Here is a 16,849-nt window from a genome sequence, read left to right as displayed (position 1 = left end):
GGCTCGCTCCCACAGGATGAAGCTGGTTTCAAGCGTCCCATGGGGCCACGGCGTCAACGTCAATGGCGTAGCGTTCAATGGCCTCGGCACAGACACTGGCGTCCAGCAGCCCCTCATGCACCAGCGAGGTCAGCGCACTCAAGACAATCTGGTGGCGGTCCACTTCGAAGAACCTGCGCAGCTGGTGGCGGGTATCGCTGCGGCCAAACCCGTCGGTGCCGAGCACGGTGTAACGGGCGTCGAGATAACTGGCGATCAACTGGGGCAAGGCGCGCACGTAATCGGTACAGGCAATGATCGGCGCCGAGTCGTCGAGGCATTCTTGAACATGGCTGCATCTGGCCGGTTGTCCGGGATGCAGGCGATTCCAGCGCTCCACTTCCCGCGCATCCCGGGCCAGCTCGGTGAAGCTGGTGACGCTCCAGACCTGACTGTCGATGCTCCAATCGTCGGCCAACAACTCGGCGGCGGCAATGACTTCCCGCAGGACAGTGCCGGCCCCCAGCAACTGCACGGTGCCGCGGGCATTCATCACTTCATGCCGGGCAAATGCATACATGCCCTTGATGATCGCCTGCTCGACACCGTCGGGAAGGTTGGGCTGCGGGTAGTTCTCGTTCATCAAGGTGACGTAGTAAAACTCGTCGACCTGGCGCTCCAGCATCTGGCGCATGCCGTGATCCAGAATCACCGCAAACTCACCGGCGAACGCGGGATCGTAGGCGCGACAGTTGGGCACCATCGACGCCATCACGTGACTGTTGCCGTCCTGGTGCTGCAAGCCTTCGCCGCCCAGGGTCGTGCGCCCCGCCGTCGCGCCGAGCAGGAACCCGCGAGCCCGCTGATCCGCCGCGGCCCAGATCAGGTCGCCGATGCGCTGGAAGCCGAACATCGAGTAATAGATGTAGAACGGCAACATCGGCAGGCCATGCACCGAGTAGCTGGTCGCGGCAGCCACCCAGGAACTGATGGCGCCGGCCTCGCTGATGCCCTCTTCGAGAATCTGCCCGTCCAGGGCTTCTCGATAACTCAGGATCGAACCGATGTCCTCCGGCTCATAACGCTGCCCCACGCTGGAGTAGATGCCGATCTGCTTGAACAGGCTGGCCATGCCGAAGGTACGCGCTTCATCCGCCACGATCGGTACGATTCGCGGCCCCAGTCGCTTGTCCCGCAGCAAACCGCTGAGCATGCGCACAAAGGCCATGGTGGTGGACATTTCCTTGCCTTCGGCGGCGATGGCAAACCCGGCGTAGCTGGCTACATCGGGCACGGCCAATGACTCGCAAGTCGAAGACCGCGTAGGCAGGTAACCGCCCAACGCACGGCGGCGTTCATGCAGGTAGCGCATTTCGGCACTGTCGTCGCCCGGCTTGAAGAAGCTCAGCGAGATGGCCTGTTCATCGGTCAACGGCAGGTTGAAACGGTTGCGGAATGCGATCAACGCCTCATTATCGAGTTTCTTCTGCTGATGCACGGTCATCTTGCCCTGCCCGGCGTCGCCCATGCCGAAGCCTTTCTTGGTCTGGGCCAGGATGACCGTAGGCTTCTTGCCCTCGCGCATTGCGCTTTGATACGCGGCAAAGATTTTCACCAGGTCATGACCACCGCGCTTGAGGCGGTCGATCTGCTCGTCGGTCAGGCCTTGGGCCAGATGCGCCAGGGCTTCGTCCTGGCCGAAGAAATGCTCGCGGTTGAAGCGCCCATCCTTGGCCGCGAACGTCTGGAACTGGCCATCGACTGTAGCCGACAATGCCCGCACCAGCGCGCCCTCTTTATCCCGGGCAAACAATCCGTCCCAGTCGGAGCCCCAGACCAGTTTGATGACGTTCCAGCCGGCCCCGCCGAATAGCGACTCCAGCTCATCGATGATGCGACCGTTGCCGCGCACCGGACCGTCCAGGCGCTGAAGGTTGCAGTTGACCACCCACACCAGATTATCCAGCCCTTCACGCGCCGCCAGGGTCAGTGCCGACATGCTTTCCGGCTCATCCATTTCACCGTCGCCAAACACCCCCCAGACGGTTCGCCCCGAGGTGTTTTGCAAGCCGCGATGCTCCAGATAACGCATGAACCGCGCCTGGTAGATCGAGCTTATGGGGCCGATGCCCATCGAGCCGGTCGGAAATTGCCAGAAGTCCGGCATCAACCACGGATGCGGGTAACTCGACAAACCCCGAGCGCCATTGGCACGTGCGCTGATCTCTTGCCGATAATGTCGTAGATCCTGTTCCTCCAGGCGCCCTTCCAGAAAGGCCCGCGCATAAACGCCCGGTGCCGAGTGTGGCTGGTAAAACACCAGATCACCGCCATGAGTGTCGGTGCGGGCCTTGAAAAAATGGTTGAAACCCACTTCAAACAAATCGGCGGCGCTGGCGTAACTGGCGATGTGGCCACCCAGTTCCCCATAGGCCTGGTTGGCCCTGGCGACCATGACCAGCGCGTTCCAGCGCATGATCGACGCCAGTCGCTCTTCCAGCGCCAGGTCGCCTGGAAACACCGGCTGCTGCTCGACGCTGATCGTATTGATATAGGGCGTGCCGTGGCTGGGACGCCAACCGATCTCGGAAGTGCTCGCCACGGTCGCCAGCATGTCGAGGATCTGTTTTGCCCGGACCGTGCCACTGTGGGCGATGACGGACAGCAACGCCTCCTGCCATTCGGCTGTTTCCAGTGCATCTTCATCTGTCTGGCCCGATAATTGGGTCTGGATATCGGACGGGCTCATGAGCAACTCCTGCAGGTGTCGGGTAACACTTCAAAGTGGTGCGAACGGTTCGCTCGGGCGAGGCTTTTCACCTGCTCTACCGCCGCAATGACCGAACGTTCGGCCGCCCCGTCCGATGCAATCGGGTAAATGCAGGGCTGACCGATGGAAAGGTCGTGCAATAAACGCTCATCCAGTTCACCGAGCACTACAAAACAGTAGTCCTCCGTGGCCATTCGCACTTCAGCGAGCTGACCAGGCACCGTGTGCACAGCATCGACATGAATCAGCGCAACATTGTCAAAACAGCTGAAACCCTGATGGATCAAGTCAATATGATCGCTATCAAGCCCACACGCGATGACCACGATGCGTGTGCAATTTGAAGGCTCGCGCATCCACTTCAGAGCGTGGGTACGGCAGTCGGCAGCTTGGCTCATAGGCGTTGCCTTGGTTGCTTGAGGTGATTGATTCACAGGCGAATGGGCGCGGCACTGGCTAAATGACGCCGCGCGCCTGCAACACGCTTTTCGCCAGACTGCGGGTCGTCGAAAGCACGTGTTCTACCTGTTGATCCATCGCTGCGGTGGACGAGGCTATCGCTCCCAGTTCGATGACGCGCAACGTGTGGCCGAGCACGGACCCCAGCCAGGTCAAGCCGGGTACCGCGCCGACTTCGACATCCAGCAAAAAACTGCCGTGGGAGACGGAGCGCAACAATTGACTGGCATCACAGGTGGAGTTCCCAGCAGATTGCTCCGGGCCAGACCCGACCCGCAGCCAGTCGAGCATCAACGCCTCGGACTCCTTGACGGCTAGATAAGCCACCTGGTCCCAGTCATCTATCGCCACGTGCAGCTTGTCGATCATGTATTTGGGAAACGCGGCGCTGGTAACGATGACCACTCCGGCATCCGCCGAAGGTTCCTTGATCCAGACTGCGGATTGCGATAACGCATGCATGGCGGTACTCCCGGCGGCTTGGTAGGAGCTGCTTGCTCCGGGCGGCGATGAGGCCGTGACAGTCCACATGGATGCCGACTCACCCCACCGCTTCCTGAGCAAACTCGCTTCTACAGGTCATTGGCGTTAATCAACCGTTGCGGAACAGGAAACTGTAGGCGTTCAGCGCAGGTGCCCCGCCCAGGTGTGCGTAAAGCACTTTCGAGCCTTCGGGGAATTCGCCACGGCGGACCATTTCAATCATCCCGTGCATGGATTTGCCTTCATACACGGGGTCGGTCAACACACCTTCCAGGCGGCCGCACAGACGAATGGCTTCCAGCGTACCTTCGTTGGGCAAACCATATTCCGGGTAGGCGAAGCGGGTATCGAGCACCACGTCGTCTTCGGTGATCTCGCTCCCCAGTTCCACCAGCTCAGCGGTGTGCCGGGCGATGCGCAGTATCTGTGCCTTGGTTTGCGCTGGCTTGGCCGAGGCATCAATGCCGATAACCTTCTTCGAACGGCCATCCGCGGCAAAACCGACGACCATGCCGGCCTGAGTACTGCCGGTCACGGAGCAGACCACGATGTAGTCGAACTTGAACCCCAGTTGTTTTTCCTGCTCCCGCACTTCCTCGGCAAAACCGACGAACCCGAGGCCGCCGTAGGGATGTTCGGAACAACCCGCCGGTATCGGGAACGGCTTGCCGCCCTGCTCCACCACGTCGCTCATGGCCTTCTCCCAGCTGGGCCGGATGCCGATGTCGAACCCGGCGGCGTCCAGTCGTACATCCGCGCCCATGATGCGAGACATCTCGATGTTGCCAACGCGGTCATACACCGCATCGGAGTAGTTCACCCAGTTCTCCTGAACCAGCACGCACTTCATGCCCAGATGCGCGGCGACGGCAGCGACCTGGCGGGTCTGGTTCGACTGAATCCCGCCGATGGACACCAGGGTGTCGCAACCCTGTTCGAGTGCTTCGGGAATCAGGTATTCGAGCTTGCGCGTCTTGTTGCCACCGAAGGCCAGGCCACTGTTGCAGTCTTCACGTTTGGCATACAGCTCGACCTTGCCGCCCAGGTGTTCGCTGAGACGTTTCAAGGGCGTGATGGGAGAAGGACCGAAGGTCAGCGGATAACGTTTGAAACGATTCAGGTTCATGACTCTGCTCCTTGTTTATTGAATATCCAAGCGCCAGACCGAAAGGCAAAAGGCTGCGTTCCAGGTTCTTTCAGAGGGGCTTCGACACGTTCAATATTAAGAACAAAGCCAAAAATATGTGTTGCAAGTTTCAATCAATTGAAGAAACATAAATTATCAGTTACCACTTAAAACATATTTTTATTGTGTAGAAAACAACATGAACGCAACAAATCATCACAGGAAACCCGCCACCCCAGGTGCGGAGCCGCACCCGCTGGACCGGACCGACCGCGCCATTCTCAAGACCCTGCAGCGAGACGCCTCTATCTCCAATGTGGCGCTCGCCGAAAAGGTGAAACTGAGCGCGCCGGCCTGCCTGCGACGCGTCGAACGCCTCAAGCAGGCGGGCCTGATCAAGGGCATTGTCGCGTTGCTGGACAATCAAGCGCTCGATGCAGGGATGGTGGTGTTGATCGGCGTGGTGCTGGACCGCTCGACGCCGGAATCCTTCGCCGCCTTCGAAGCCGCGGCGCAAAAGGTGTTCGGCTGCATGGAATGCCATGTGGTGACGGGGGAATTCGACTACTTCATGTTGATACGAACCAAGGACAGCAACAGTTTCAACCGGCTCCATGCGGAGCAATTGCTTTACCTGCCCGGGGTTCGTCAGATTCGCTCGTTCATGGGGTTGCGCCAGGTCTTGTCGACAACCCACATCCCCCTTTGAAGCTCAATTTAAATTGATGCAGATCAAACCTGGCACTTCGATGTGCTGTACGTTAAAAACCAGAACCCGCTAATCAGTACCGGAGATTCTCCATGTTCTGGTTTCGCCATCGTCAACCAGCGTTACTACGCCTCGCCATCGTGCTGTGGGTGTTAGCGTTTGGTCTCGCGGCGGCCCAGGGGTGTCTGGTTCAGCCCAGCCACAATCCGGCGACAACTCATGCCTCGTTGAACACCGCGCAAGATGACGATGGCCACGAAGCCCATGCCGTCGGTTGCCTTCAGCACTGCGCCGATGCGGCGATAGCGGTAAGCCCTTCGCTCCATCTTCAAATACTTGATCTGTTCAGTTGGCCCCTTCTGTTCCTGATCCCTGCGCTGCTGATTTTTTATCCCGCCACCCCCTCCGCTTTTGCCTTTCTTGCATTACGGCGTCCTGTACCCGCCAGCCCGCCTGTCCGTCTGATTTTCGTGCGCTTGAACGATTAATCCGACCCTCTGCGCGCCGATCTGCGGCGCACTGTCTGACTGCGCCAGCCCGGCGCGGCTCGGTATTACCTGAGTTGTCCTCATCCTTTGGAGATTGCCATGCATGCCTCATTGAAACTTATCCTCGCCACCCTGCTCGTGAGCAGCCCACTCATGGCCTCGGCGGTCGAGCAGACGCCGACCGCGCCCGCCCAGACAAGCGAAGCCACTGAGGCAACGCGAAACAATGTCATGACCGAGCATATGCAGAAAATGCAGGCTGCCTACGACAAGGCAGCCGCCGCCAAGACCCCTGCCGAGCGCCGCGCCGCCATGCAGGAGAGCATGAAGACGATGAAGGACAGCATGGCCATGCTGCATGAGAACTGTAATGGCATGGGCATGGGCAAAGCCGGCAATCAGGACGGCATGGGGAGGGGAATGATGAACATGATGATGAAAATGATGGATCAGCAATCGAGCATGATGAAAATGCCGATGGGTAAGTGACGCGCACAAGCCTGTAGACGATGCATGTCGGTTTACCTTTGCCAATACGCCAAGGGTAAACCGACGCCCATCGACCAAACGACGTATCACCCACAGCGCGTTTCTCGGGAGTACAGAACCATGACGGACTCACCACCTTCTGCTGACACCTCTCCTACATTCTGGAGGAGCAGACCTGGCATAGCGCTCGGTATGTTGCTGGTGATCGTGCTGTTCTATCTGGCAAGAGAACACTACGGCCATGTGCTGGGTTTACTGCCTTACATGATTTTGCTGCTGTGCCCGCTGATGCATGTTTTCGGACATCACCATGGTGGCCACAATCATCACGGCGACACCTCAACCTCAATCAAGGATGCGAACAGGAGGTAGCTCATGAACACCCCTGAGGTTGCTCCAGAGCACGGCCCGATGCAGAACACTGGCCCCCAACTCATCGGCGCCCATGATCCGGTATGTGGCATGCCCGTCAGTAACGACAGCCCGTTCAGCACGGAATATGAGGGGCAGAACTACCGGTTCTGCAGTCAGAAATGCCAAGCGACCTTCCGGGCAGCGCCCGAGCGTTATCGAATAGCTCAAGTGAACATCGAACACGTCCACCGGACAGCAGCAGAAACGTTAACGGGTGCCGCTGAATACACATGTCCCATGCATCCGGAAATTCGACAGATCGGCCCCGGCGTCTGCCCCAAGTGCGGCATGACCTTGGAGCCGGTGATTCCCGAACTGGAGGAAGAGGAGAACCCGGAACTCAAGGACTTCACCCAGCGCTTTTGGTGGACATTGCCACTGACAATAATCGTCACCGTCTTGGCCATGGGCGGCCATGCCTTGGTGCTGTTTCACGGCCCCACGCAAAACTGGATCGAGTTCGGACTGGCCGCCCCCGTGGTGCTTTGGGCGGGCTGGCCGTTTTATGTGCGCGGTGTGCGCTCGGTGATTCAGCGAAGTCCGAACATGTGGACGCTGATCGCCCTCGGCACGGCGGCGGCCTTCCTTTACAGCGTCGTGGCCACCCTGGCCCCCGAAGTATTCCCCAGCAACTTCATGATGGACGGCCGCATCGGGGTGTACTTCGAAGCGGCGGCGGTGATCATCTCACTGACCCTTCTCGGCCAGATGCTCGAGCTCAGGGCTCGCTCGCAAACCTCGGCTGCCATCAAGTCGCTGCTTGGACTGGCGCCAAAGACTGCCCGTCGGATCAATGCCGACGGCACGGAAGAAGACATCCCACTGACGCACGTACACAGCGGCGACACGTTACGTGTGCGCCCTGGCGAAAAAGTGCCCGTCGACGGCCAGGTGTTGCAAGGCGAAAGCGCTGTGGATGAGTCGATGCTCACCGGCGAACCCATACCGATAATGAAGCGGGCCGGCGACGCGCTGATCGGCGCCACCCTCAACATCCACGGCAGTCTGGTGATGCAGGCACAGAAGATAGGGTCGGCGACCCTGCTCGCACAGATTGTGCAGATGGTGGTGCAGGCACAACGCTCAAAAGCGCCGATGCAACGGCTGGCAGACGTGATTGCCAGCTACTTCGTGATGGTGGTGATTAGTATCGCCGCGCTGACTCTTCTCGGTTGGGGGCTGTGGGGGCCCGAGCCGAGTTGGGTGTTCGGGCTGATCAACGCTGTCGCGGTCATGATCATCGCGTGCCCGTGCGCCCTTGGCCTGGCGACACCGATGTCCGTCATGGTCGCCACCGGGAAAGCCGCTGGCAGCGGCGTATTGTTTCGCGATGCCGCGTCCATCGAAAACCTGCGCAAGATAGACACCCTGATAGTCGACAAAACCGGCACCCTCACTGAGGGTCGACCAGCGTTCCATAGCGTCGAAGCCGTATCCGGTTTTACTCAGGATGAAGTGCTGCGCCTGGCCGCCAGCCTGGATCAGGGCAGTGAGCATCCATTGGCCCACGCCATCGTCGAACAGGCTCGTGCCGCTGGGCTGCAACTGGCAACACCTGAAACCTTCGAGTCAGCCTCGGGCATTGGTGTAAGTGGTCAGGTCGAGGGGCGGCGCCTGATGCTGGGCAATACCGCGTTGATGCAGGAGGCGGGCATTTCCACCGAGAGTTTGCACGTGCATGCCGAAAAGCTGCGCGCCGACGGTACGAGCATCATGTACCTGGCAGTCAATGGTGCCCTGGCGGGTTTGCTGGCGGTTGCCGACCCCATCAAACCCACCACGAAGCTGGCCGTCGAGCGTTTGCAGGCGGATGGCGTCAAGGTCATCATGGCCACGGGTGACGGTCTTACGACGGCTCGCTCGGTCGCTCGCCAGTTGGGCATCGAGGAGGTGCATGGCGAGGTCAAGCCGCAAGATAAAGAACGTCTGGTGGCCGCTCTGCAACAAGCCGGACACCGCGTGGCGATGGCCGGCGACGGCATCAATGACGCCCCCGCATTGGCTCGCGCGGATGTCGGTATCGCCATGGGCACTGGCACTGACGTGGCGATGAACAGCGCTCAGGTCACCCTGGTGAAAGGCGATCTGCTCGGTATCCTGCGTGCCCGCAGCCTGTCAGTAGCAACGGTGAGAAACATGCACCAGAACCTGACCTTCGCCTTCCTTTACAACGCCATGGGCATCCCACTCGCCGCCGGCTTGTTCTTCCCGCTTACCGGCCACCTCCTGTCACCACTCGTTGCCGCACTGGCCATGAGCGTGAGCTCGGCGTCGGTGGTATTCAACGCCTTGCGTCTGCGGCAGGCTTCCATTGATTGAGTGAAAGTCCCCCTTGACCTTGCCATGGCGGCAAGGTTGAGGATAAGCCAGCGTCGCAGAAAAGCCTCATGCGTCTGTCTTTCCATGATCACTTTTTGTGAGGAGTCACCGATGAAGACTGTAGAACTGCAAGTCCAAGGCATGAGCTGTGGTTCATGCGTCAAACATGTCACCGAAGCGCTGCGCCCACTTGAAGGCGTCAGTGACGTCACAGTGGATCTGCAAGCCGGACGGGTGAAGGTCAGCGGCGTTTCGGACGGCCACGCGCTGCTTGCAGCCCTGGAGGACGCGGGCTACCCCGCACAGCTGGCGACAGTGGAAAGCGTAGCGAGCAAGAAAACCTCGGGGTGTGGCGGGAACGGCGGCGGGTGCTGCTGCCGGTAAGCGTTATTTTTAAATTCGCGACTACTCCGGCAATCGCCCCTGGCCAGCCCCAGGCAAGCCATCCCGCTGCGCCTGGGCCATCAACCATTCGCAAAACAACTCCAGTTTCTTACTACGTTCCGGGCTCCGCTTCGCCACATAGCGATAGCTGCTCTGATGAAACCCGAACGGTGCCAGCAGACGGCCAAGGCGAATGTCGTCAGCCACCAGGTGCCAGGGGGCAACGCAAATCCCCAGCCCGGCAATCGCGGCTTCCAACGTGAAATAGTAATGCTCGTACTCCAAGCCGGCCGGTGCACTGGCCTGATAGCCAATCGCATCTCCCCAGTTTGCCCAGGCATTCGGGCGCGTTTTGGTGTGCAGGAGTGGGTGCAGGAAAATCGAACTGAGTTCAGTCAACTGGATACGCGCGGATAACGCTGGTGACAGGACGATGCCCAATCGCTCAGGGAATAACAGGAGGGTGTTTTCCTGACCATCGAGCCGACCCTGCTCAGCCGTGATCATCACGTCATACCGATCGCGCCCCGGATCGCTCGTGTCGCCTGAAGAGCTCAAGCGAACCTTGATGTCCGGGTACTTCACATTGAAATCGAAAAGGCGGGGTATCAACCATTTGACCGTGAAGGTGCTGAAGCAGGACACGTCCAGAATACCCGTCGCGGTATCCCTGATTCGGCCGACTGCGGCTTCGATCCGATCCAGTGCAGCCGTGAGATCCGGCAGGAGTTCTTTGCCGGCGGCGGTGAGTTGCGGTTTGTTCTTGGTGCCCTCGAACAGCTCGACCCCAAGACTCAACTCCAACTGGCGTACCTGGCGACTCACCGCCCCGGGCGTGACCGAAAGTTCATCGGCGGCAGACGTCATTCTTCCCAGCCGGGCGGCGGCCTCGAAGGAGCGCAGAGCATTCAATGGGGGGAGGCGACGTTTCATTAAGTGACTTTAACTCAATTACTTCGGGCCCATAAATCGTTTTCCTGGCACGCCTCGTTTTTGCAGAATCCCGCTGCACCAGCACATCCGGCTACCTGTCCTGGATGCCGGAACGACAGGAGCCCCACCCAAAGCAATTGAGAGAGCCTCACATGCCATTCGTTCGCACAGCCGTCATCAAGGGCACCAGCCCGCAGCAACGCCAACACATCGTCGATGGCATCCATCAAGCGCTGGTCGAGAGCATCGGCATGCCCGAGGATGAACTGTTCAACCTGGTCACCGACTATGATCCGGAGCAGTTCTTCTACAGCCGCACCTTCAATGGCATCGCTCGTTCAGACAAGCTCGTGGTGATTGAAATCACGCTGCGTAGGGGTCGCAGTGACGCCATGAAACGCGACCTGTACAAAAAAATCGCTGACCATCTCGGCGCTCAAGCGCAGGTTCGCCCGCAGGATATTTTCATCTTCATGCATGAGAACGACTATTCGGATTGGTCGGTGGGCCTGGGGAAATTTGCGATGGCGCTGGTGCAGCAAACAGGCGATGCCGCTGCGGTGTAGAGGCGAAGCTTCAGGGTTCCTCTGACTGTCTCTGACGTCTCCAGGGCGGTCGTCCAGACTGGGTCCACTAATGCGATGAAACATAACTGGACGGCCCGGACGGCGCCGGCAAGGCATAGGTCGCCTTCATCCATTCGATCTCCGCCTGGGGCGCCCGACCGAACAGGCGCTTGAACTCACGACTGAATTGCGAGGCGCTTTCGTAGCCGACGTTGAACGCCGCCGTCGAAGCGCTCATCGCGTTGCGCAGCATCAGCAGCCTCGCTTGATGCAGACGCGTTGACTTCAAGTACTGCATGGGTGAGGCGTCCGTCACGTTGCGAAAGTGCAGGTAAAAGGTGGGCACGCTCATGTTGGCTTCCCGGGCAAGCGCCTCGACGCTGAGACGTTCCGCATAGCAACTGTGGATTTTCCGGATTGCGCGGGTGATCTGGCCGAAATGTCCTTGGCGACTCAACGCGGCGCGCATCGAGCCGCCTTGCTCGCCGGTGAGGATGCGGTAGTAGATCTCCCGTATCAGCGACGGCCCGAGTATCTGCGCTTCGCCCGGATGGCTCATGGCTTCAAGAAAGCGCAGCGTCGAGGCACACAACTGATCGTCCATGGGCGAGGCGTACATGCCCTTGGGCGGGGCATCGCTTGGACCGAGGGCTTCGTCGACCTGCAGCATCAACTCGCTGGCCAACTGCAAGTCGAGGCGCATGTAGACCGCCAGCATGGGCTCGGCTTCGCTGGCGTCGGTTTCCATGGTAAACGGCACGGGGACCGACACCACCAGGTAGTGCTGGGCGTCGTAGACGTAAACGTCATCGCCCAGATAACCGCGCTTGCGGCCCTGGCACAGGATCACGATACCGGGGTCATACAACACCGGTGTGCGCGCCAGCGGGCGGTTCGAACGCAGGAAACGGATGTCCTCCAGCGCGCTGAGATTGTAGCCCTCGACTGGCGCCAGCTTCTCCATCAACTGCACCATCCGCGAAGTGCGTGAGTCGGCCTCAGTCATCGACATCCTCCTGCTTGCCGGTCAACCGTCGGTCGAACGGGTGAGCGCTTCCCATTGATCAATCTCGTTGGCCGCATGGCTCAACTTGGCCCGCACCAGGCTGAGCGCATCGCTGCCCAACAACAGGTGTGCAGGTGGCGTCGGGCTGGCAATCACTTGCAGCATCGCTTGCGCGGCCTTCTGTGGATCGCCGAGCTGCTTGCCGCTTTTCTCCTCGCGAGCCCTGCGTACCGGATCGAAACTGGCGTCGTAGTCGGCAATGCTACGCGCCGTGCGGCGCATCGAACGACCCGCCCAATCCGTTCGAAACGAGCCGGGCGCGACAGCTGTGACGAAGATGTTGAACGGCCGCAGTTCCTGGCTCAGCGTATCGGAGATGCCCTCTAGGGCGAACTTGCTCCCGCAGTAGTAAGCGATTCCCGGCATCGTGATGGTGCCGCCCATGGAAGTGATATTGAGGATATGACCGGCACGCCGCGTGCGGAAGTAAGGCAGGAACTCCTTAATCACCGCCACCGCACCGAACACATTGACGTCGAACTGACGCCGCATCTCCTCCAGTGGCGACTCTTCGAGAATACCCTCATGCCCGTAGCCGGCATTGTTGACTAACACATCGACCGGACCATGAGCGGCCTCCGTCGCCGCGACAACGCTATCGATCCGGTCGAAGTCCGTGACATCCAGGGTGACGCCGTGGGCACGATCCGCTGAAAGCGCTTCAAAGGCCTGCAAGGCTGCCTCACTGCGCACGGTTCCGATGACACGGTGACCCGCGGCAAGTGCCTCCCGGGCCAAGGCGTTGCCGAAGCCACTGCTTACGCCGGTGATGAATAGGGTTTTACTGCTGTGCATGGCGAGCTCCAATCGATAGGTACGGGGTTATGGTAGCTATCGAAAAGTGGAGCACCTATGCCGGTTTGCCTGGGAGCCTTGCCTATTTCTATCGAGGCCCGGATTTAAAGTATGGGCGTCAAATACCAGGCCCGCTCACGTGGGCCGACAACCGTGCCAAGCGATCCCAACCCTCTGCGCTGATCCCCGAGCAATTACTCAATAACAACCTCTCCAGCGGCAACCGCTCCAGCACCGGCACCATGGCGGTCGTGAGCTGCGATTCCCCCGGTCCCGCCGCAAGGGTCAGGTCCCGCAACGGCAGCCCCGCAAGATGAGCGACGCCGGCGTCGGTCAGCCACGGGCTTTCGTACAAGCCGAGGCGCTTCAGCGGCAAGTTGCCCAGGCAGGCCAGGTCGGCATCGCGCAGGTCCAGGCCGCTGATTTCCAACTGCTCCAACGGCAGGCCCAACTCGGTCAGTTTGCGCATTGTCTTGCCATCCATGCCCTGACAGAAACTGAGATTCAGCCGCTTCAGCGGCAGGCCGGCCAGTTGTTTCAGCATCTTCCAGCTCACCTCGTTCAACGACAGGTCCAGCGATTCCAGGCCGAGCCCCTCCAGATCACGCAATGTCTGAGCGTCGATGCCTTGCACATCGGAAAGCCCCAGATGCTTGAGTGGAAACCCGTGCAGCACGTCCAGACGCTCGATCACCTGGCGTGAGCATTTGAGATCCAGATAGGCAAGCGGCATGCCTTCGAGTCCCTCGAAGTCGTCCTCGCAGAGGTACGCGGAATGCAACGAAAGCCGTTCGATCGGCAGGTCACGGATGGCATCAAGCAGGCTGTCCGAGGCGTAGCAGTCATCGAGGCTCAGCGAGCGCAAGGCCGTCATATCGGCAAGCCAGGAAGGATCTCGCAAGATGGCGCCGCTTGAGCTGATGGTCAGTTGTTCGAGTGGATGCGTGCACAAGTGCCGCATTCCCGCTGAAGTCAGCTCTCCGGCGCGTTTCAAGGTGAGTGAGCGCAACCTGAATGACGACAGCGCCCGAAGGCCGTGGTCCGTGAGGTCATCGCAACGGTTCAATGACAACTCTTGCAGCCTGCTGCTGCCCAGTTGCCGGAGGAAACTGTCGTCGAAGTCTTCACCATAGGTGTCCAACTTGAGGCAGCGCAGGCGTTCGAGTGACGGCAGACTGGTCGCGTCATCGTCGCGGGAAAAGCTGCTGATCTCCAGATGTTCCAGGGCAACACCCGGCAAACGCCGCCATATATCCGGACCGCAACGGAACCTCGGGCCGTTGAGTATCAGCGTGCGCAACGGCAGCCCGGCCAGGGCGTCAAGCCAATGCGACTCGGCATCGTCCAGCTCCACATGGTCCACCGGCAGTCCGCGAAGCTGCGGCAACAAGGGACCGGGACGATTCCTGTGGGGTGTGGTGTTCAACTGGGCAATCACGGCCATGGCGGCCGGATCGCAGAGGCCAGCGGCAACGCGCAACCCCTCCAGCGAAACCTCCGCCGTATCAAGCAGGACGCGATAAAGCGCGGCACGCGCGGCAATGTCATCGGGTGCGGTGGCGAGTTGGGCGATCAGGGCACTGCGGTTGGAGGTCTGCACGGTCTATGCGTCCGAAGTGAGCAGGTTGCGTATGCTGCCGCAAAAAACGGGTTTGATCATCGACCAAACCCAAACTTTAAGTTTCTATCGAGGATCGACGGTGTCCAGTGCCCGGTTTGCCAAGAGCTGGCCCAGTTCGATCAACTGCTGCAGCCCCAAGGCAAAATGTCGCCGAGAACCTTCCAGCTCGAACGCCAGGTCACCGGCCATGACATTGGCGGAAGCCAGGGTTTCGCTGAGGTTGGCCAACAGGCTTTCAGCATCGACGCCATCCACGATGGTGAAGAGTTGGTCGGGGGATGGTTTCTCGTCGGATTGGGCGGGTTTGGGGTTCAGGTAGGAATCGATGACGCGTTCGGCGTTGGCATCGGCGGCGATGTCCAGGTGCAGCGGTGGGACGGGTGGGTCTGGGATGAGTTTGTCCATGGGGTGCTCCTAACGTAAGTGGAAGCCGCCACGTTCGCTGCTAAACGAGTGGGTGGCAGCCGTGCGCAGGTTAGCAGACCGGTACGTTAGGAAACCGGCGCACCCGAGGATGCCCTGCGCACAGCCGCCATGAAGATTCGGACGTAAAACTGCCCGCACTCATGGTGATTGCCATGCGCCTAACGTAACTTCCGAGCTGCTAAACCCGACCGCTGAATGGCAGCGGTGGACAGAGACTAGGCACCGGAAACGGCAGGCGCAAGGGGTTGGGATTTTCTAGGAAATGTCCTGCAAGTCAATGGGAAAGGTCTTTATACAAAGTGTTTCGTTCTCTTGGCGTCGGCAATTTCATGCTAACCGCAAGCTGCCGACTCATACAGGCTTCTTAAATGCTCCAACTTCCTGATTCATTTTAGGAAAAAATGGATATTGCTTAGGTGCGCCCGCCGTTCTATCCTAGGCTAATCATCTGTATTTCTAACAGCAACTCCGTGAGCACGCCTCATATAAAAACAATACTCCTCCCCTGCATAAATTAACACGCCTCTTTCCCACCAATTCTCGCCCTCATTTACCGATACGCCTGACTGCAATAGAGACTTAAATACTTCATCAAGACGGTCCAACTCTTCAAAAAAGCCTTTCAACTCATCCGCATTGGAGATTATCGAATCTTCCAACAACTGCTGCATTAAATTCCTTATCTAATTTCATTTCTATATTCAGAGTAATTCCAGCCATAATCACCCTGGCACTCTTCAACAAAAAACCTCCACTTCTGAATCAAAGACATAAAAGTTTCATTACCAAACCCAAGCCTGCTCAAAACAGCAGAGCATAGTTTAAAGGTATCGGTATGAGTCATAGCTGACGCGAAGCAGCATTGCCGTCCGGCCTGAAGAAGGTGTTTATTTTTTCCATTCCGCATCACACCAAAACATCCAGTTGATGGTTCAAACCTAAGCATTCAAAAAGGGGACGGATTTATTTTTCACCTCATTGTCTAGTCCTGAAACAGGTGTAAACCTATTTCAGAACTAGACAGGATCCCTCAGGATCCGTACCCTTCTCCCTTTTTTTCATGCCCCATCCACGCCCACAATATTCCAACCTCTTGTTTTCATCTAGGAAAAAGTGGAGTTCCCTCAGGGACTGCCCCGCCCTCAAAATACTGCTGCAGTATATTTTACGTATTTGCATAATACGCATAAATATCCGCATCAGGCCAAAAATCATCATATGCAGTCAATACACTTCTAAGAGCCTCACTACGAGGATCCTGCGAAGGGTTCATTCTTGAAACTACGAACTCTTTAATTTCTGACCACTGAAGCTCTCGCATGCAAAACGCTACCGCTTCAAATGGCGAATCATTCGATACCAAGATCATCTTAAACCTGCCAATAAAATCCGCCCTATACTCCGGATGCTTTTTCACAAACTTTAAAATATTCAATAAAGATTCTTCATAGGAGATTTCCAGCTCCTCATTAAAAGCAGCCATGGCGGCATCGCAAAGAATGTCGAATTGTTTAATAATTTCACTCATTTAGGCACCCATGCACCTGTTCTAGGGTTACTGACATCTGGAATCCAGACCTTTTCTATGTATTTCCCTGTCACATCAAACCCTTTTTGAGAGAAGGCGCTTTCCGCTGCGGCCTGAGCGGATGTGCCAGAGAAAAATCAAATAAATCCGTCCCATTTTCTAGACACGAGTTATGCTTACATCATTAATGGTTTGGGTTTCGCCAAGCTTCAATGCGGTATTAGCAGTTCCTTTTGCACCATCAGCCTTTTATGCGCTCTAAGAACTCATCCATTGCTAGTGGATCACGCTCCA

At 58.3% G+C, this 16,849-nt stretch carries 18 protein-coding genes; 7 read left to right on the top strand and 11 right to left on the bottom strand.

Going from position 1 to position 16,849, the window contains the following annotated elements; genetic code table 11:
* Positions 1–28: 28 nt before the first annotated feature.
* From mdeB to FGE05_RS21615, 4 genes are all read right to left on the bottom strand, one after another.
* Complete coding sequence (gene mdeB, locus FGE05_RS21630; protein ID WP_139648130.1) at positions 29–2,728, bottom strand: alpha-ketoglutarate dehydrogenase; 2,700 nt, start codon at positions 2,726–2,728, stop codon at positions 29–31.
* Positions 2,725–3,147 (bottom strand): hypothetical protein, encoded by a 423-nt coding sequence (locus FGE05_RS21625; protein WP_139648128.1) that lies wholly within the window; start codon positions 3,145–3,147, stop codon positions 2,725–2,727. Before FGE05_RS21625 ends, mdeB begins: the two co-directional genes overlap by 4 nt.
* Positions 3,148–3,205: 58 nt before the next feature.
* Entirely contained in the window at positions 3,206–3,670 is a 465-nt protein-coding gene (locus FGE05_RS21620; RefSeq protein WP_139648126.1) for a transketolase, read from the bottom strand.
* Between the two features lie 130 nt (positions 3,671–3,800).
* Positions 3,801–4,817: a 1-aminocyclopropane-1-carboxylate deaminase gene (locus tag FGE05_RS21615; protein WP_139648124.1), complete on the bottom strand. Its 1,017-nt coding sequence runs from the start codon at positions 4,815–4,817 to the stop codon at positions 3,801–3,803.
* Positions 4,818–5,016: 199 nt separating this feature from the next.
* Here FGE05_RS21615 and FGE05_RS21610 point away from each other — a divergent pair, with 199 nt between their 5' ends.
* The 6 genes from FGE05_RS21610 to FGE05_RS21585 all read left to right on the top strand — a co-directional run bounded on the left by FGE05_RS21610 (position 5,017) and on the right by FGE05_RS21585 (position 9,620).
* Positions 5,017–5,526 (top strand): Lrp/AsnC family transcriptional regulator, encoded by a 510-nt coding sequence (locus FGE05_RS21610; protein ID WP_139648122.1) that lies wholly within the window; start codon positions 5,017–5,019, stop codon positions 5,524–5,526.
* A 92-nt stretch (positions 5,527–5,618) separates the two neighbouring features.
* Positions 5,619–6,014, top strand: a complete 396-nt coding sequence (locus FGE05_RS21605) for a hypothetical protein (RefSeq protein WP_139648120.1) — start codon at positions 5,619–5,621, stop codon at positions 6,012–6,014.
* A gap of 99 nt (positions 6,015–6,113) precedes the next feature.
* Complete coding sequence (locus FGE05_RS21600; RefSeq protein ID WP_139648118.1) at positions 6,114–6,503, top strand: hypothetical protein; 390 nt, start codon at positions 6,114–6,116, stop codon at positions 6,501–6,503.
* Between the two features lie 192 nt (positions 6,504–6,695).
* Entirely contained in the window at positions 6,696–6,875 is a 180-nt protein-coding gene (locus FGE05_RS21595) for a DUF2933 domain-containing protein (RefSeq protein WP_373682513.1), read from the top strand.
* 90 nt (positions 6,876–6,965) lie between these two features.
* Positions 6,966–9,236, top strand: a complete 2,271-nt coding sequence (locus FGE05_RS21590) for a heavy metal translocating P-type ATPase (RefSeq protein ID WP_373682514.1) — start codon at positions 6,966–6,968, stop codon at positions 9,234–9,236.
* Positions 9,237–9,347: 111 nt separating this feature from the next.
* Complete coding sequence (locus FGE05_RS21585) at positions 9,348–9,620, top strand: heavy-metal-associated domain-containing protein (protein ID WP_139648115.1); 273 nt, start codon at positions 9,348–9,350, stop codon at positions 9,618–9,620.
* Between the two features lie 21 nt (positions 9,621–9,641).
* Here the strand turns inward: FGE05_RS21585 and FGE05_RS21580 are convergent, their stop codons facing one another.
* On the bottom strand, positions 9,642–10,553 hold the full coding sequence (locus FGE05_RS21580; protein WP_139648113.1) for a LysR substrate-binding domain-containing protein: 912 nt from the start codon (positions 10,551–10,553) through the stop codon (positions 9,642–9,644).
* Between the two features lie 152 nt (positions 10,554–10,705).
* Between FGE05_RS21580 and FGE05_RS21575 the strand changes: the two genes are divergently transcribed.
* Positions 10,706–11,119: a tautomerase family protein gene (locus FGE05_RS21575; protein ID WP_139648111.1), complete on the top strand. Its 414-nt coding sequence runs from the start codon at positions 10,706–10,708 to the stop codon at positions 11,117–11,119.
* Positions 11,120–11,186: 67 nt separating this feature from the next.
* Here FGE05_RS21575 and FGE05_RS21570 read toward each other — a convergent pair whose 3' ends face one another.
* From FGE05_RS21570 to FGE05_RS21545, 6 genes are all read right to left on the bottom strand, one after another.
* Positions 11,187–12,125: an AraC family transcriptional regulator gene (locus tag FGE05_RS21570; RefSeq protein WP_139648109.1), complete on the bottom strand. Its 939-nt coding sequence runs from the start codon at positions 12,123–12,125 to the stop codon at positions 11,187–11,189.
* Positions 12,126–12,146: 21 nt separating this feature from the next.
* A complete protein-coding gene (locus tag FGE05_RS21565) occupies positions 12,147–12,980 on the bottom strand; it encodes an oxidoreductase (protein WP_139648107.1) in 834 nt (277 codons plus the stop codon).
* Between the two features lie 118 nt (positions 12,981–13,098).
* A complete protein-coding gene (locus FGE05_RS21560) occupies positions 13,099–14,580 on the bottom strand; it encodes a leucine-rich repeat domain-containing protein (RefSeq protein ID WP_139648104.1) in 1,482 nt (493 codons plus the stop codon).
* A gap of 84 nt (positions 14,581–14,664) precedes the next feature.
* Positions 14,665–15,006: a DUF6124 family protein gene (locus tag FGE05_RS21555; protein ID WP_055135511.1), complete on the bottom strand. Its 342-nt coding sequence runs from the start codon at positions 15,004–15,006 to the stop codon at positions 14,665–14,667.
* 461 nt (positions 15,007–15,467) lie between these two features.
* Positions 15,468–15,698, bottom strand: a complete 231-nt coding sequence (locus tag FGE05_RS30160) for a hypothetical protein (RefSeq protein ID WP_257225695.1) — start codon at positions 15,696–15,698, stop codon at positions 15,468–15,470.
* A 494-nt stretch (positions 15,699–16,192) separates the two neighbouring features.
* On the bottom strand, positions 16,193–16,555 hold the full coding sequence (locus FGE05_RS21545) for a hypothetical protein (RefSeq protein ID WP_139648103.1): 363 nt from the start codon (positions 16,553–16,555) through the stop codon (positions 16,193–16,195).
* Between the last annotated feature and the right edge of the window lie 294 nt (positions 16,556–16,849).

Origin of the sequence: Pseudomonas sp. ICMP22404 (genome assembly GCF_006227205.1) — a bacterium.
Lineage (GTDB): Bacteria > Pseudomonadota > Gammaproteobacteria > Pseudomonadales > Pseudomonadaceae > Aquipseudomonas.
Note: the sequence above shows the minus strand (reverse complement) of the source record. Positions and strands in the feature narration are given on the sequence as shown.

Bases quoted from the DNA above. Each gene is read 5' to 3' on its own strand.
- FGE05_RS21570 (WP_139648109.1), bottom strand. From the start codon at position 12,125: ATGACTGAGGCCGACTCACGCACTTCGCGGATGGTGCAGTTGATGGAG.
- FGE05_RS21620 (WP_139648126.1), bottom strand. From the start codon at position 3,670: ATGCATGCGTTATCGCAATCCGCAGTCTGGATCAAGGAACCTTCGGCG.
- FGE05_RS21625 (WP_139648128.1), bottom strand. From the start codon at position 3,147: ATGAGCCAAGCTGCCGACTGCCGTACCCACGCTCTGAAGTGGATGCGC.
- FGE05_RS21600 (WP_139648118.1), top strand. From the start codon at position 6,114: ATGCATGCCTCATTGAAACTTATCCTCGCCACCCTGCTCGTGAGCAGC.
- FGE05_RS21575 (WP_139648111.1), top strand. From the start codon at position 10,706: ATGCCATTCGTTCGCACAGCCGTCATCAAGGGCACCAGCCCGCAGCAA.
- FGE05_RS21605 (WP_139648120.1), top strand. From the start codon at position 5,619: ATGTTCTGGTTTCGCCATCGTCAACCAGCGTTACTACGCCTCGCCATC.
- FGE05_RS21545 (WP_139648103.1), bottom strand. From the start codon at position 16,555: ATGAGTGAAATTATTAAACAATTCGACATTCTTTGCGATGCCGCCATG.
- FGE05_RS21615 (WP_139648124.1), bottom strand. From the start codon at position 4,817: ATGAACCTGAATCGTTTCAAACGTTATCCGCTGACCTTCGGTCCTTCT.
- FGE05_RS21590 (WP_373682514.1), top strand. From the start codon at position 6,966: ATGCCCGTCAGTAACGACAGCCCGTTCAGCACGGAATATGAGGGGCAG.
- FGE05_RS21610 (WP_139648122.1), top strand. From the start codon at position 5,017: ATGAACGCAACAAATCATCACAGGAAACCCGCCACCCCAGGTGCGGAG.
- FGE05_RS21555 (WP_055135511.1), bottom strand. From the start codon at position 15,006: ATGGACAAACTCATCCCAGACCCACCCGTCCCACCGCTGCACCTGGAC.
- mdeB (WP_139648130.1), bottom strand. From the start codon at position 2,728: ATGAGCCCGTCCGATATCCAGACCCAATTATCGGGCCAGACAGATGAA.
- FGE05_RS21565 (WP_139648107.1), bottom strand. From the start codon at position 12,980: ATGCACAGCAGTAAAACCCTATTCATCACCGGCGTAAGCAGTGGCTTC.
- FGE05_RS21585 (WP_139648115.1), top strand. From the start codon at position 9,348: ATGAAGACTGTAGAACTGCAAGTCCAAGGCATGAGCTGTGGTTCATGC.
- FGE05_RS21595 (WP_373682513.1), top strand. From the start codon at position 6,696: ATGTTGCTGGTGATCGTGCTGTTCTATCTGGCAAGAGAACACTACGGC.
- FGE05_RS21580 (WP_139648113.1), bottom strand. From the start codon at position 10,553: ATGAAACGTCGCCTCCCCCCATTGAATGCTCTGCGCTCCTTCGAGGCC.
- FGE05_RS30160 (WP_257225695.1), bottom strand. From the start codon at position 15,698: ATGCAGCAGTTGTTGGAAGATTCGATAATCTCCAATGCGGATGAGTTG.